This window comes from Amycolatopsis sp. M39, from assembly GCF_001651785.1.
In the GTDB taxonomy this organism is placed as follows: domain Bacteria; phylum Actinomycetota; class Actinomycetes; order Mycobacteriales; family Pseudonocardiaceae; genus Amycolatopsis; species Amycolatopsis rubida.
The window spans coordinates 47,770-61,388 of record NZ_LWSF01000007.1; the positions used below are offsets into that span (position 1 = coordinate 47,770).

A 13,619-nucleotide genomic window follows, 5' to 3' on the forward strand; every position below is an offset into this window, starting at 1 on the left:
CGGGGGCCTGCCCCAGCCCCGGGGGATTGGGGTACCGCGCCGAACTGGGGCAGGCATGACGGCGCGGCGAGCGACGCTCTAGCCGAACCGAGGTCAGTGTGGGGTGCGTCAGGCTCATCGCACTGCCCTTTCCCGCGGATGCACACGCGTGCACGGGCGGGTGCGACATGCGCGATGTCCCGGAGCCGAGATCTCGTCGGCGACTGTCGGGATCTCCGCCGTGACCTCGTCTGCACGCATCGCCGCTGTCCGCTCGGCGTCTTTACAGAAATCTGCCAAGTGCTTCGCCTGGATCGTGGCCTGCAATTCGTGGTCTCGACGTGCCTTTGCGTCCTTTTCCTCGCGTTCTACGCGCGCATAGATGTCCTCCACGGTTGGCCGACCGCGCGGAGCAGGGATTGGTCGGCGTGCTCGCAGCAGCCAGATCCAACCCAGAACCATGAGGACGAGCAGGCAGCACACGATGATCACGGCCGGATGGCCTGCTCGAACCGCCTCGCAGAGGGTCACTGCTGGTTCCATGCGATCCACCCCTCGGTTCCGGACGCGTCGTCGCGTCGTCGGCATGTCCTTGTTTGCCAGGCAGAGCAGGGGTGCCTCAATGCAAAGCAACCCCTGCCTGCCTTCGGTTGGGAGCCAACGAGGGTGGCGGGGTCTGCCGGTCGCCCGCCTACTCATTGTCATCAAACCAACACGCGCAACAGTAGACTGCGCATGCCACTGATGGCAAGACCAAACAACGCAACTGCGTTGAATGGAGGAGGCGATATGCTGCCGAACATGCCCGAACTCGTGACGCAAGGCTCACGTCGACTTGGTGCTGCCCTCAAGGAGCTGCGGGAGCTGGCTGGCCTGAGGATCGAAGAGGTGGCAGGTCACCTCGACCAAAACCCAGGAACGGTCAGTCGCTACGAGAACGGACGACTTAAGCCGAAGTGGCCCACTGTCGTGATGATGACCAACCACTACGGCGCGACGGACGAGCAAGGTAAACGGATTCGCGAGCTGTACGACGCCGCGAAGAGCGAGCCGAAGCCAGTGCGACTGCCGTCCGGCGCTCCCTCGGCGTTCCGACGACTGGTGTACGAGACCACCGTCGCGTGGCGGATGCGGCAGGTCGGCGGGCTCTATGTGCACGGGCTGCTTCAGATCGAGTCGTACACGCAAGCGCTGCGGGAGACGCTCCATGGCCCGGAGGCATCGCAGGTGAAGCAGTTCGGCGTGCGCGCGAAGCGCCAGAAGCGGATCGAGCCGGCCGATCCCAAGCCGCTCGAGTATCACGCCATTCTGGACGAGATCGCAATGACCCGGCAGGTCGGCGGTCCGTCGGTGTTGCTTGAGCAGCTGCGCCATATCGCGGACGTGGCGGAGAACTGGGACAACGTGACCGTTCAGGTCGTCAAGAAGGAAGCCGGAGACTACGGGTTCGGCTCGGGCGGCATGACCCTTGTCGACTATGACAACGGTGAGCCGACCTGGGCTTACAGCGAGTCGATCATGGGTGCGCAGCTCATGGAAGACTCCGAAGGCGTGCAGCGGTTTGCCGAGATGTTCGATCGCGCTGCACGGATCGCCTCGACACCCGACGAGTCGATCAAATTCATCCGCCAACAGATTGAGGTACTCGAGAACCTATGACTGACAAGATGCCCGAGCCTTCAGTGCCGCTGAACTGGCAGAAAAGCAGCTACTCGGGCGGTGACTCCGACAAGACCGACTGTGTTGAGGTCGCCTTCGCACCCAGCGGAGACGGTGCCTTCGTCCGTGACAGTAAAGATCCCGAAGGCGGCATGTTCCGCCTGAGCCGTGAGGGCTGGCGGGCTTTCTTGACCGCCGCCTCGAAGATCGAGGTTCCCCCGGCTGGCTAGCGCGACAGACAGGGATCGGGTTCCTGACGCAGACACCGCGCCAGGAACCCGACCCTTGCCGCGTGAGCGTACTGGTGCTGGCGGGCGGGAATGGCTGTCCCCGTCGAAATAGCGTCGGCGGCTACTGCGGCAGGTCGAACTCGCCATCACGTACGCCCTGCTGAAACGCGCTCCACTCGCTCGGCGTGAACACCAGCACGACGCCGTTCGAGTCGTTGGCTTTCCTCAGCGCGACATATGTATCGCCGTCGGCGTGCGGCACCGTCGCGTACTCCGCACCGTCGTCCGAGTCTGCGTTGCTCGGCTCGATCCGGTTCCACTTGGCTTTATCGAGGTTTAGGTCGTGCCGGATATGCGCCTTGTCGTCCATCCGGTGCTTGCCCATGCACTTCACCGTAGCCATCACGCATCGAAGTGTGCGCCACCGGCCAGTTGGCAGCGGGCTGGAGGCTCAGTCGTGCCAGGCCTGCTGTCCGCAGTCCTTGATCAAGATCGTATCGACGTCCACGTGAATATCGGCGGCATCAGCGATGGAGGATCGACGCTCTTCGATCCGGCGCCGCAGATCTGGAAGCGCCTGGCAGTGTGCGGCCAACGGGTCGCTTCTTCCACGAGCGCAAGCCGCCCAAGCCGCTGGGTGCCCCAGGCAGTCTGCCGAAAACCGGGACATGTCAGCGTGCAGCCGTCGAGGGCCCGAAATATAGGAGGAGCAGCAGTGCCCCAGCCAGCAGGAACGGACCCAGCGGGATATCCCGGCTTACACTTCGCTTCCTGCCGATTCGCGCAGCCCCAACAACGACACCGCCGAGGAGCCAGCCCGCCGCGAGGCCGAGCCAGGCAGCCTCCCAACTGGTCCAACCGAGTCCAGCTCCGAGTATCCCTGCCAGCTTCAGATCGCCACCCGCAATAGCGCCCAGGGCGTAGAGGACTCCGTGGACTGCCAAGGCGACGGCCATAGCCATGGCCGCCCGCGCCAGGTTTCCGCCATGGCTGTTCAGGGTGGCGTCTACCCCCAATGCGATTCCGAGAACCGCGGATGCTGCGATTAGAAGGATATTCGGCAGTTTGCGTGCGACCAGGTCGATCACTGCCAGCGACACGCCGAATCCGCCAATGCCGCTGTACGCGAGCAGTTCCAGGGACCAGCCGAAGCGGTATGCGAGCGCGGCGAGCACGATGGCTGTCGCGACTTCGAGCACGCCGAGAGGCGGCGGTGCTGCGGCCGGCTCGTTCGCGACGGCGTATCGGATGACGACCGGGCGCAGCGCCAACGCGAGCGCTGCGCCAACGAGCGCACAACCCACGACCGCGACGGTCTGCATGGTTACGGCCCGCAAATATTCGTAGTGATCAGGCGCAACTGGTTCACGACATGCCCCTATCAGCGCTCTGCGGCCCGTCACCAGCACTACCAGATTTACTACTCACCAGTTAGGAAACATGCAGAATATTAGTTCATATGGGTGAACATCGGAGGTGTAGTGCCATTCCGACTTTCAAGTCGGTACTTCCACACCTTGCAGTCAGTATGGGTACGCAAGGTAGACGTGATCTAGAGCACTCAGTAACAGCTCGGGTGTGAGGAGTGAGGGGTGGAGTCCGTGGTATCCCAAAAGGCATGTCGGCCAGCAGCGATGCTTTCGAGCGTCATCGTCGCTGCCCTGGCGGCTGGATGCAGCTCGGGCTCGCCGTCCGACCCTGCTCCCGCTGGCTCCACGGCTTCTCCTGGAGTGCCTCCGTCTGCGAGCGCACCGCCAGCATCGACATCACCGGCTGACGCCGCGCGCCAGAGGGCAATCTCGGCATACATGGGGATGTGGGAAGATATGGCCGCCGCAGCGCAGACATCAAACTGGCAAGACCCGCGCTTAGGACAGCACGCTACTGCCACAGCACTGACCAACATCACCCGCGGCCTCTACGCGGACAAGGCAAATGGCCTGGTAACCAAGGGGCGGCCCAAAAACACACCTACGGTGTCGTCCGTCGAGCCACCCTCCGCGCCGATGAAGGTGATCGTCGCTGATTGCGGCGACGACAGCAATTGGCAGCACTATCGAGCGGACAACGGACAGCCAGCTAACGACGGGCCGAGCGGACGTCGGCAGATCAATGCCGTTGTCGAACGGCAGGGAGACGGCGCGTGGCGTGTTACCGACTTCGGAATCCACCAGGTCGGATCATGCTGAGGAGAGTCGCGCTGATCGCAGGAACGACCGGATCGCTGGTGCTCGCAGGAGCAGCCCCGGCGTTGGCGGGCGGTCCTTGGGGATCGGCGGACTGCCAGCAGACTCCATCCCCAGCGTGCCAGCTCGGCGCGGGCCAAGGCGGCACCGACGGTAGCCCTGGGCGAGTCCCGTCCGGCCCCGGCAAGAATCCGAGCCATCAGGGCGGAAGCCAAGGCGACGACCAGCCGAACACCGGTGATCGAGTAGTCGGACCGAACGACAAGAGCGCCAACTGCGGATACCAGCGCTCGGATTACCGGCCCCCGGAGGGTGGAACGATCACGGCCGCCTATAGGCCATCCGCCCAGGATCAAGGCACTGAAGTTCGCCCTGCGGTGTTCCGCCTGGCGAGCACGCGGACGGCACCGTTGGTGCGCACCGCTGCGCGGCTTATGCAGGCGCAAACACGGCCTGGCCAGGGACCCGGCGCGTGGTACCTGTACAAGTGCTCCGGCCCGGGCTTCTCGGATGCGCTGTACAGGACGCCGATTTGGATTCCGGACGCGCAGGCACCTAGCCCGGCACCGTTGCCTTCGCCCTCAGAATTGGCCCGGGCGGCGCGCAGCCAGCTCCGGTTGCCGAGCCCGTCGATCGCGGCGAGCCCGCGCGGAGACCAACTGGTGACCCTGCCGACTTGGTTGTGGTTGTCGAGCGGCTGGGATCAGCAGTCGGCCACGGCCTCCGTCCCTGGTGTCTCGGTGACCGCGGTCGCGAAGCCGACCTCGCTCGTGTGGTCGATGGGCGACGGATCGATGGTGACGTGCGGCAGCGGCGGGACCCCGTTCCCTGCCAATGGCGACCCGAAGGCAGCATCGCCGGACTGCGGGCACACCTACCGGACGTCCTCGGCCGGCCAACCGAATAACGCGTATCCGGTGACGGCCACCGTGCACTGGGCGATCTCATGGTCCGGGGCCGGGCAGTCCGGAACATTCCCCGACATGACGACCACAGGCAACGCGGCGTTCCGCGTGGCGGAGAGCCAGGCGCTCAACACCGGCGGACGGTGATCCGCGGCGGGCACGGGTTCCGCTCTGACAACCAAAACTCAGTCCGAATAGCCACCGCGCCGCAGACGGCGTCGCGGCGTGGTGGCGCTATGCCTGAAACCAGAAGGGAGGCCGGTTATGAGCACCCCCGTCTCAACACGCGCGGACACCGCCGACACGGCGACCGCGCCACCGGACGCCTGGGCGCAGCGGGGTGGCAAACAGGAGCCGCCGTCGCGTTGGAAGACGGTTCGCCCGTCACGCCGGGTTCCGTACCTGCTGCTCGGTGTCGTGTTAGTGATCGCCTGCGCCGCAGCGGCGGTGATCGTGTCCATGCAACTCGATAACCGTCAGCCGGTTCTGGTGTTGGCTCGCCCGGTCACTGTCGGCCATCTGTTGTCCGTGCAGGACTTCCGGCAAGTTTCCGTGTCCGCCGATGTCGGACTCGACGCGGTCTCGGCCGCGGAAGCGTCCACTGTGGTCGGTCGCCCTGCGGCGTTCAGCTTGCCTGCTGGCGAGCTGCTAACCCGCGGTTCGCTGGGGCCACCCGCGATCCCGACTGACGGCCAGGCAGTTGCCGCAGTGGCATTGAAGGCCGGACAGTTCCCACCTGCGCTCGCCCCCGGTGCGCGGGTCGCAGTACTGGTGTCTGCTGGTTCAACTGCGACCGGGACGCCGGGTACCAACACCGGACAGGTTGCAGCTCCGATCGCGCAATGGACTGCGACGGTGAGCGATGTCGGCGGAGGCCCGGATCAGCAGAGCACGGTGGTGTCGTTGCAGCTGCCGGAGGCGAACGCTCGCCAGCTCGCTGCTGCTCCGGCAGGGCAGATCAGCCTCGTCGCGTTGAGCGGGGGTGGCGGCTGATGTTGGTTGCACTGTGTTCGCTGAAGGGGTCGCCGGGGGCAACGACTGCGGCTCTCGCGCTGGCGGCGCGATGGCCGGCCGAGCAGACCCCGGTCGTGGTCGAGTGCGATCCCGCGGGCGGAGACCTGGCCGCGCGGTTCCGGCTGCCCTCGGTACCTGGGCTGGTGAGTTTGGCTGCCGCGGCACGCAAGAGCATGGAGGCGTCGGTGCTGTGGCAGCACGTCCAACGCCTGCCCGCTGGCCTTACGGTGATCGCCGGTCCGGTTGGCGCGGAGCAAGCCCGCGCTGCCTTGGGCATTCTGGCACCACGGGGTGCCTCAGTCTTGCGCGCTGCGGGTGACCAGTCTGGCGTGGTGGTCCTGGCCGACTGCGGTCGAGTAGACCCCGATTCACCGGCTCTGCCGATCATCCGAGCGTCTGATGCGATGGTGCTCTTCGCTCATGCCCGCGATGACGAGCTATCTCATGTCGCTAGCAAGATCCGGACCGCTGCGACCTGGAATCCGCGGCCAGGCTTTGTCCTGGTCGGTGGTGGCTACACCACGGCCGAGGTCGAGCACGAACTCCAGATCGGAGTCTTGGGCAGGCTTCCCCACGACCCCAAGGGCGCTGCGGTGCTGTGCGGGTACAGCCGGACCGGGCCGAGTCCGGACCGCTCGGCGCTGGGGCGCGCGGCGTTGCGACTAGCGCACGGGCTTGCCTCCTCAGGACGTCCGCATTCTGCAGCGAGCGCTCCACCTCGGGTTAGAGGACCAGTCATCGACACCGGAGCGAACCAGTCTCGTGGGCAGGCCGCCACGCCGCTGTTTCCGTCTCAACGGCAATCATCGACGAACGGGACGCGCCCATGACCTCGCCGCACATCCACCCCAGCCAGCGAGCTTCACGCAATGGTGCGTCCGTGCGGCCAGATCTGCCGCCGCCCGCCTGTTCGCTTCCAGGGCCGACGAGCGTTCCTGGTGTCGATCCTCACCAGGCTGCGGCTGTGGAGCGGCTGCGCGTTCGTCTTCGCCGTGAGCTGTCTCAGCAGTTGTCCTCTCGTATCCACGCCGATGACGATGCCGGTCGTCCCGCGCTGGAACCAGGCGAACGGCGCCGGATGGCGCAAGCGATTCTCGCTGATGCCGCAGAAAAGCAAGCGCAGCACGAACTCGACACGGGCGGGGCTGTGGTGCCGCAGGACGTTGAGCAACGTGTCGTTTCCGCTGTGTTGGACGAGATGTTCGGCATGGCCGGCCTCGATCCGTTGCTCGCAAATCCCGATATCGAGAACGTCAACATCAACGGGGACCGGGTATTCGTCCGCTACGCCTCGGGCAGGCGGGAACGCCTGCCTCCGATCATCGGCTCGGACGCCGAATTGGTGGATTTGATCCGCGATCTCGCCGCACGCTCCGGTGTAGAGGAACGGCGCTTCGACCGCGGCAGTCCGATCGTCAACTTCTCCCTGCCTGGCGGGGAGCGCGCGTCGGCGGTGATGGCGGTGACGGCCAGGCCGTCACTCTCGATCCGCCGCCATCGCTTCGCCCGGGTGACGTTGCGGGAACTTCGAGAGAACGGAACGCTCGACCTGGCGCTGGACAACTTTCTCACCGCGATGGTGCGGGCACGCAAGAATGTGCTCGTGACCGGCGGTGTCGCGATCGGCAAGACGACTCTGCTGCGGGCATTGGCTTCGGCGATCCCGCCGCACGAGCGGCTGGTCACCATCGAAGACGTCTTCGAATTGGGACTCGACCACGATCCCGGCCATCCGGATGTCGTCGCGATGCAGGCCCGCGAAGCCAACGTCGAAGGCCAGGGCGAGATTTCACAGTCCGAGCTGGTGTGGCAGTCCCTGCGGATGAGTCCGGACCGGGTCATTGTTGGCGAGGTCCGCGGCCCGGTCGTCATCCCCCTCACCAACGCCATGTCCATGGGCAACGACGGCTCGATGGGCACGCTGCATTCGTCCTTGTCCAGCGGTGTGTTCACGAAACTCGCCGCCTACGCGGTCCAGGGGCCTGAACGCCTTTCGCTGGAGGCCACGAACCTGTTGGTCGCCTCCGCGCTGCATTTCGTGGTCCACCTGGAGAAGCCGCGGGGCGAGGACAACAAGCGAGTCGTGTCCTCGATCCGCGAAGTCATCGGCGCGGACGGCACTCAGGTGATTTCGAACGAGGTGTGGCGTCCAGCAGCTGACCTCCGTGCTGTCCCCGGCGTCCCGCTGCGCACGGCAACCGTGGACGACCTTGTCGACGCAGGCTTCGACCCGGATCTGTTAGACCGGGCGGAAGGGTGGTGGAAGCCGTGAGCACCACCACCGCGCTGATGGGATTGCTCGGAATTGGTGCCGGACTTGGCCTGCTGCTGATTGTGGCCGGCTGGCGAGGCATCACTGTGCGCTGGCCTCGTTGGAGCCGGCATAACAGCGGAGAGGCCGGACGCGATCCGCTCCGGGCTCGGTGGCTGCTGGCGGCCGGGGCGGTGGGCATCGTGGTCGCCATCGCCACGGGATGGCTTGTCGGAGGTGTCCTAGCAGCGATGGCGACCTGGGGCTTGCCGCGGGTGCTCGGCTCGGACAAACAGCACGCCCGAACCGTGGCCCGCATCGAGGCGATCGCGTCGTGGAGCGAGATGCTGCGCGACACACTCGCCGCGGCGGCAGGGTTGGAGCAATCCATCGTTGCCACTGCGGAGACCGTGCCCGAGGCGATTCGCCCGGAGATTCACGGGTTGACGTTCCGCCTCGAACGCGGCGACCGGCTAGCTCCCAGCCTGCGGCACCTGGCCGACCAGCTCGCTGATCCGACGGCCGACCTGCTCATCAGCGCGCTGGTGCTGGCCTCGGAGAAGCAAGCTCGTCAGCTGGCCGAATTGCTCGGCGAACTCGCGACGGAGACTCGTGAGCAGGTGTCTATGCGGCTGCGAGTCGAAGCCGGCCGTGCTCGCACCCGGACCAGCGTCCGGATGATCGTCGGAGTCACGTTGGCGTTCGCTGCGGGGCTGACCGCGTTCAACCGCGGTTACCTCGATCCCTTCGACTCAGCCTTCGGACAGATCATGCTCGCAGTCGTCGGCGCGCTCTTCACGTTGTCGTTTCTGTGGCTCGCACGCATGGCCCGTTACCAGACACCAGACCGATTCCTGACCGACCTTGACGCACTGCGCAGCCGCGACGGTGCGACAGCGTCCGCGGAGGAGGCGCAAGCATGATCACCGCACTGGTAATCGGAGCTGGGCTCGGGCTCGGCATTTGGGCCATCCTGGTGTGGGCAGTGCCGCCGCGCCCAGGTCTGGCCTCGCTGCTGCGGCAACTCGACAGCACGCCTACGCCACCCCCGATCACGCCGCTGGAACGTCCTGGCTGGGCGACCGCGCTGGGCAAGCCGTTCGTCAGGCTGCTGACCGCAGTCGGGCTGCCCAGCCCCACCGTGCGCAAAGACCTCGCCATCACCGGCAGGCCTGTCTCCGCTCACCTGGCCGACAAAGCGGCGCTCGCTATTGCCGGGCTCATGCTGCCGACTCTCGTCTCAGTCGCGCTTGCTCTGCTGAGCACGCCCCTGGCTTGGGAGGTATCGCTGATCGCGAGCCTGCTCACCGGGTTCATCGGCTTCTTGCTGCCCGACATCACGGTTCGGCGCGCCGCCGCGCGCCGCCGCGCTGATTTCCGCCTCGCGCTGAGCGCCTATCTCAATCTGATTCGGGTCACTCTCGCTGGGGGTGCCGGAGTGGAAGGTGCTCTCACCGACGCCGCCACCGTCGGCCGTGGCCGCTCGTTCAACCAGATCCGACGTGCGCTAACGATCGCGAAAATCACACGCGTCACCCCGTGGGCCACCCTTCGCACGCTCGGCGACGAACTTGACGTCCGCGAACTCGCCGAACTGTCAGCCTCAGTCAGCCTTGCCGGCACTGAGGGCGCACACGTCCGCGCGTCTTTGCAAGCCAAGGCATCCGCACTGCGGACACGGGAACTCGCCGAAGCCGAGGGTGCTGCTCAATCCGCCACGGAACGGATGAGTCTGCCCGTGATCGTGCTCTTCATCGGCTTCCTCTTCTTCATCGGCTACCCGGCTGTGGCTGCCGTATTGGGCGGGGTTTGAGAAGTTTACGAGTTCGCGATTACTGAAGCGATTTCTCCGACGAACCGAAGGGAGGTGTTCTGGGGAATGAGTCTAGTTGGGTGCTGGGTTTGGCGAACCGAAGCCTTTACCCATCGTGTCGGGTGGGCCGGTGTGGGTGTATCGCTCGGCGCCGCCGACGGTGAGCCCGAACAGATCGCAGAGTCTCCGGACGTCTCCGGTGGTGATCGCTTCGTGAAGGATGCGGTCTTCGCGGATGGCTTGTGCGGAGAATCCGATGGTGGTGCTGATCCAGTTCGGGTCGACCTGGCTGGTGCGGACGGCGGTGTGCTGGTTGATGAACAGGTATGGGTTGATCGTGTGGGGCCAGCGTCGGCCGCGTTCTTCAAGCCAGGCGGCGATTGTGGCGCGTACGGGGTCGGCGAGCAGGATTGTTCGCTCGTCGAGGTGGAGGCGTCCGTCGCGCAGGTCGGTCAGCTGCAGTGCGCACACGTCCTTGGGGCGCAAGGCGTGGAACGCGACGAGCGCGGCCAGGGCGGCTCGGGCGGGTTTGGTGCTGTGCATCGCATCGCGGACTGGGTCCAGGTCGATCGGCAGCGGCTGGTTGACGGCTTGGGGGCCGCGCAGCCGGAGCGTCGGGTTGGTGAACACCTTGCGGCGTGCTTTGAGGAACCGAAACAAGGCGCGCAGAGCGGTCAGGGTCTGTCGGTAGCGGTATCCCCCGGCGGGCATGATCGCGATGACGTCGTCCCGGCTGACTTCCCTCAGCGAGGAGTAGCCGTTTGTGGCGGCCCATGTGTGCGCGGCTGGTGCGGCGTGGGCGATCCGGGCTCGGATGGTGGCGTGATTGCGGGGCCGCGACCGTGGTGGGGCCGTGCTGCCGTCGCGCATCGCCCCAAACCATTCCCGGAGTTCGGTGGTCATGGGTTCGGGCAGGCCGGCGATCAGTCGTTCGACGTAGGCGTCGAGGGTGGGTTGGCGGTCGTCGTCGAGCATCCCGGCCGTGGTGAGGATCTCGAGTACCGATTTGAGGTTGTCCAGTTTTCGGCCGGTGGTGACCGCAGCCGCGGTGCTGGCCGTGATGGGTGCGCCGGGGGTGTCCTGGGTCGCCAGCAGCATGCGGATCGCTGTGCGGGTAAGGCTTTCCAGGCCTTTGCCCCATCCGTGCCGGCGCGCGTGGTCGGTGAGGACGTCCTCGATCGCCGCGGCCAAGTCGGGGCGAGGCAGCATGAGTTCGGCAGGCCGCACGGTGGTGTAGTCACGGTCGAGGTCGACCAGCGCGAGCTGGCGGTGCGCGACCGGGTACTGGCTGGGCCATCCGCTCCGTCCGGGTCTCCGCGGTGGTTCGGGGCGTTTTTGCCGGAACAGGTCGGCGATGAACAGCTGCTGGCCGTGTCGGTTGGCGTCGATGACGTCGATCGCCTCGTGGGGCGAGCGGACGAAATGAGCTTGGCGACAGCACAAGCGGCAGTAGCCACGGTCATTGAGGGGGACGACGCGCTGGCACGACGGGCACTGCATCGGTGTGGGAAAGCGTCTGTTCCAGCCGCGGCAGGCCTGGCACACGCCGCCGTGCCATCGGGTGATGCCCCAGGCCAGGCAGTCCCGGCACTCGGTGATCAGAGGTGCCTGGCGGTGGCATCCGCGACACAGGCCTGCGGTGAAATAGTCGGTGTCCGATCCGCATCGCTTGCACAGCAACGGCTTCTTGCGCTGTCGGGGCACACACGCGTAGCAGCAGCGGCGCCCGTAGTAGGCGATAGGGTTCGCTCCGCAGCGCTCGCAGAGGCGGACGCGGGTCATGCTGGTGGAACGCTGCGGTGCCGGCCGAACCGGGGCCGGATCACCGGGGTCTGCCCGATTCCGGTGTTCTCGGCGGCGTTCCGCGGTTTGGCGGCGGCAACTTTCTCGGGCTCGCAGATGAGCAGGTCGGTGGGTTGGCATTCCAGCACCGCGCAGAGGACATCGAGGTCGTCCAACCGGATGGTGGTCGGCGTCCCGGTCCATAGCGCCGACATCTTCCCGGCACTGATCTCCAGGCCGGCCTCGGCGAGCCGTCGGCGCATCTCGGTGGATTTCCAGATGCCTGCCTCGGCGGCTTTCATCCGCAGGTTCCAGCGCATCAGCTCACTCCTTCCTGTCGAACAAGCGGGTCGCGACGCGGTCGTTGGCCGCAGTCCACGCGCGTTCGACATGCTCGTCGTGGACGTGGATATACCGGGTCGTGGTGGACAGCCATTCGTGCCCGAGCAGTTCCTGAATGGCCTTGAGATCCATGCCGCGGGCATACAGCGACGATGCGCAGAAATGTCGCAGTACGTGCGGAGTCAGCCGCCCGTTCCAGGCAGGCAGCCACAGCTGGACGGCGTCGCCGAACCCGGAGCGCAATGCGTTCGCGCCTGCGCGCAGACACTGGCCGGTGTCACGGTCCCGACGCTCGCTGGGCAACAGCGGCGCATCCGGATCCGCCCAATCGTCGCCGAACTGGTGCCGCACGTCGGTCAACCACCACTCGACCAACGCATCGACGGAGTTGATCGCGGGCACCAGCCGCGTCTTCGGACCGTGCCCCCTGCTGCCTTTGCCGAAACGCACGTGCAGCTTGCCATGCTCACCCAGATCCGGCCGCCAGTCGCGGATGTCCAACATCGCCGACTCGCTGATCCGCAAGCCGACCCGACGCCACAGCGACGCCGCGAAGTAGTCCCTTGCCGCAGGCAAGAATTTCCGCGTCTCCGGCAAGGCATCCCGCCACGCGGTGAACAAGGCGTCGACCTCGTCTTCGGCCGGCGGGATCCGCAGAACACCGTGGTCGATACTCGGCGGTCGGTTGAACTCGTCAATCGGCTGGGTGATCACATGACCGGTCACCGCATGGATATCGCCCTGGTAGCGGGCGATCAGAAAGTCGAAGAAGGTCGCCAGCCTGACCGCCTTCTGATACACCGTGGATCTCGCCAGACCACGCTTCCGTTGCGCTACCAGGAAACGGTCGGCATCGTCCGTTTGCGCAGTCCACACGGGACGGCCCAGGAACTGAAGGAACTGGAACACCACCGACCTGTCCGAAGCGACAAAGTCGTCGCTGACCCCGGCACCGGCCAGAGCCAGCGCGAACTGGTCAACCAGCTCCTGCTCGAAATCCTCCAGCTCCTGCTGCGTCCGCGGACGCCGAGCACTGCCCAGCGAACGCACCGCCGTCAACACCACGGCCACTCCGGTTCATCCGACGCCAAGATTCGCCGAAAACATCGGCATCATTTCGAGAATCTCGACACCTCGTCGGAATCTTCACGCCAACGAGTGAACCGAACTCTAGCAGGCAGAACGCACGACCAGGGCGCCAACAAGATCAACGAACTGAGAACAGTTCAGACAGCCAGGAATCGGTAATCGACACTTATAGGAGGAAGACCATGTTGACGCCAATGATTCTCTTGTGGACCTTCGTCAAGGAGCACGTGCGGCGCTTGCGTGAGGACGAAGGTGGATACACCACTGAAACCGTACTCGTCACTGCCGCACTCGTCGCCCTGGCTTTGGTGGTGATCGCTTTGCTGGTGAAAGTGGTCACTGATAAGGCAAACAGCATCCACATGTGAT

General features: G+C 65.6%; 16 protein-coding genes. 9 read left to right on the forward strand and 7 right to left on the reverse strand.

Annotation, left to right across the window (positions count from 1 at the left end; all coding sequences use genetic code 11):
* Nucleotides 1-114: 114 nt before the first annotated feature.
* The gene (locus A4R44_RS48090; RefSeq protein WP_157904936.1) at nt 115-522 is read right to left on the reverse strand and encodes a hypothetical protein; all 408 of its coding nucleotides are present in this window, start codon (nt 520-522) and stop codon (nt 115-117) included.
* A gap of 258 nt (nt 523-780) precedes the next feature.
* Here A4R44_RS48090 and A4R44_RS48095 point away from each other — a divergent pair, with 258 nt between their 5' ends.
* Nucleotides 781-1,638: a helix-turn-helix transcriptional regulator gene (locus tag A4R44_RS48095; RefSeq protein ID WP_157904937.1), complete on the forward strand. Its 858-nt coding sequence runs from the start codon at nt 781-783 to the stop codon at nt 1,636-1,638.
* Nucleotides 1,635-1,868, forward strand: a complete 234-nt coding sequence (locus A4R44_RS19600) for a DUF397 domain-containing protein (protein WP_232791676.1) — start codon at nt 1,635-1,637, stop codon at nt 1,866-1,868. Before A4R44_RS48095 ends, A4R44_RS19600 begins: the two co-directional genes overlap by 4 nt.
* Before the next feature lie 121 nt (nt 1,869-1,989).
* Here A4R44_RS19600 and A4R44_RS19605 read toward each other — a convergent pair whose 3' ends face one another.
* From A4R44_RS19605 to A4R44_RS19610, 3 genes are all read right to left on the reverse strand, one after another.
* Nucleotides 1,990-2,253, reverse strand: a complete 264-nt coding sequence (locus A4R44_RS19605; RefSeq protein ID WP_067582528.1) for a DUF397 domain-containing protein — start codon at nt 2,251-2,253, stop codon at nt 1,990-1,992.
* Between the two features lie 66 nt (nt 2,254-2,319).
* The gene (locus A4R44_RS48100; protein ID WP_157904938.1) at nt 2,320-2,463 is read right to left on the reverse strand and encodes a hypothetical protein; all 144 of its coding nucleotides are present in this window, start codon (nt 2,461-2,463) and stop codon (nt 2,320-2,322) included.
* A 76-nt stretch (nt 2,464-2,539) separates the two neighbouring features.
* Nucleotides 2,540-3,190 carry a prepilin peptidase gene (locus A4R44_RS19610; RefSeq protein ID WP_067582534.1) on the reverse strand — a complete coding sequence of 217 codons (651 nt, stop codon included), beginning with the start codon at nt 3,188-3,190 and terminating at the stop codon, nt 2,540-2,542.
* Between the two features lie 486 nt (nt 3,191-3,676).
* Between A4R44_RS19610 and A4R44_RS45905 the strand changes: the two genes are divergently transcribed.
* The 6 genes from A4R44_RS45905 to A4R44_RS19635 all read left to right on the forward strand — a co-directional run bounded on the left by A4R44_RS45905 (nt 3,677) and on the right by A4R44_RS19635 (nt 10,037).
* Nucleotides 3,677-4,057 (forward strand): hypothetical protein, encoded by a 381-nt coding sequence (locus tag A4R44_RS45905; protein ID WP_232791677.1) that lies wholly within the window; start codon nt 3,677-3,679, stop codon nt 4,055-4,057.
* 659 nt (nt 4,058-4,716) lie between these two features.
* Nucleotides 4,717-5,106 (forward strand): hypothetical protein, encoded by a 390-nt coding sequence (locus A4R44_RS50500; protein ID WP_232791678.1) that lies wholly within the window; start codon nt 4,717-4,719, stop codon nt 5,104-5,106.
* 117 nt (nt 5,107-5,223) lie between these two features.
* On the forward strand, nt 5,224-5,952 hold the full coding sequence (locus A4R44_RS19620) for an SAF domain-containing protein (RefSeq protein ID WP_067582541.1): 729 nt from the start codon (nt 5,224-5,226) through the stop codon (nt 5,950-5,952).
* A gap of 847 nt (nt 5,953-6,799) precedes the next feature.
* Nucleotides 6,800-8,245: a CpaF family protein gene (locus A4R44_RS19625; protein WP_095213463.1), complete on the forward strand. Its 1,446-nt coding sequence runs from the start codon at nt 6,800-6,802 to the stop codon at nt 8,243-8,245.
* Nucleotides 8,242-9,147 carry a type II secretion system F family protein gene (locus tag A4R44_RS19630; RefSeq protein ID WP_232791679.1) on the forward strand — a complete coding sequence of 302 codons (906 nt, stop codon included), beginning with the start codon at nt 8,242-8,244 and terminating at the stop codon, nt 9,145-9,147. Before A4R44_RS19625 ends, A4R44_RS19630 begins: the two co-directional genes overlap by 4 nt.
* Nucleotides 9,144-10,037 carry a type II secretion system F family protein gene (locus A4R44_RS19635; protein WP_067582549.1) on the forward strand — a complete coding sequence of 298 codons (894 nt, stop codon included), beginning with the start codon at nt 9,144-9,146 and terminating at the stop codon, nt 10,035-10,037. The genes A4R44_RS19630 and A4R44_RS19635 overlap by 4 nt, the downstream gene beginning before the upstream one ends.
* Nucleotides 10,038-10,109: 72 nt before the next feature.
* Here A4R44_RS19635 and A4R44_RS19640 read toward each other — a convergent pair whose 3' ends face one another.
* The 3 genes from A4R44_RS19640 to A4R44_RS19650 are packed head-to-tail and all read right to left on the reverse strand — an operon-like array spanning nt 10,110 to nt 13,232.
* Nucleotides 10,110-11,819, reverse strand: a complete 1,710-nt coding sequence (locus A4R44_RS19640) for a hypothetical protein (RefSeq protein WP_157904939.1) — start codon at nt 11,817-11,819, stop codon at nt 10,110-10,112.
* Nucleotides 11,816-12,139, reverse strand: coding sequence for a helix-turn-helix transcriptional regulator (locus A4R44_RS19645; protein ID WP_067582552.1), 324 nt, complete (start codon nt 12,137-12,139; stop codon nt 11,816-11,818). The genes A4R44_RS19640 and A4R44_RS19645 overlap by 4 nt, the downstream gene beginning before the upstream one ends.
* Before the next feature lie 4 nt (nt 12,140-12,143).
* On the reverse strand, nt 12,144-13,232 hold the full coding sequence (locus tag A4R44_RS19650; RefSeq protein WP_232791680.1) for a tyrosine-type recombinase/integrase: 1,089 nt from the start codon (nt 13,230-13,232) through the stop codon (nt 12,144-12,146).
* A 200-nt stretch (nt 13,233-13,432) separates the two neighbouring features.
* Between A4R44_RS19650 and A4R44_RS19655 the strand changes: the two genes are divergently transcribed.
* Complete coding sequence (locus A4R44_RS19655; RefSeq protein ID WP_067582555.1) at nt 13,433-13,618, forward strand: hypothetical protein; 186 nt, start codon at nt 13,433-13,435, stop codon at nt 13,616-13,618.
* Nucleotide 13,619 lies beyond the last annotated feature (1 nt).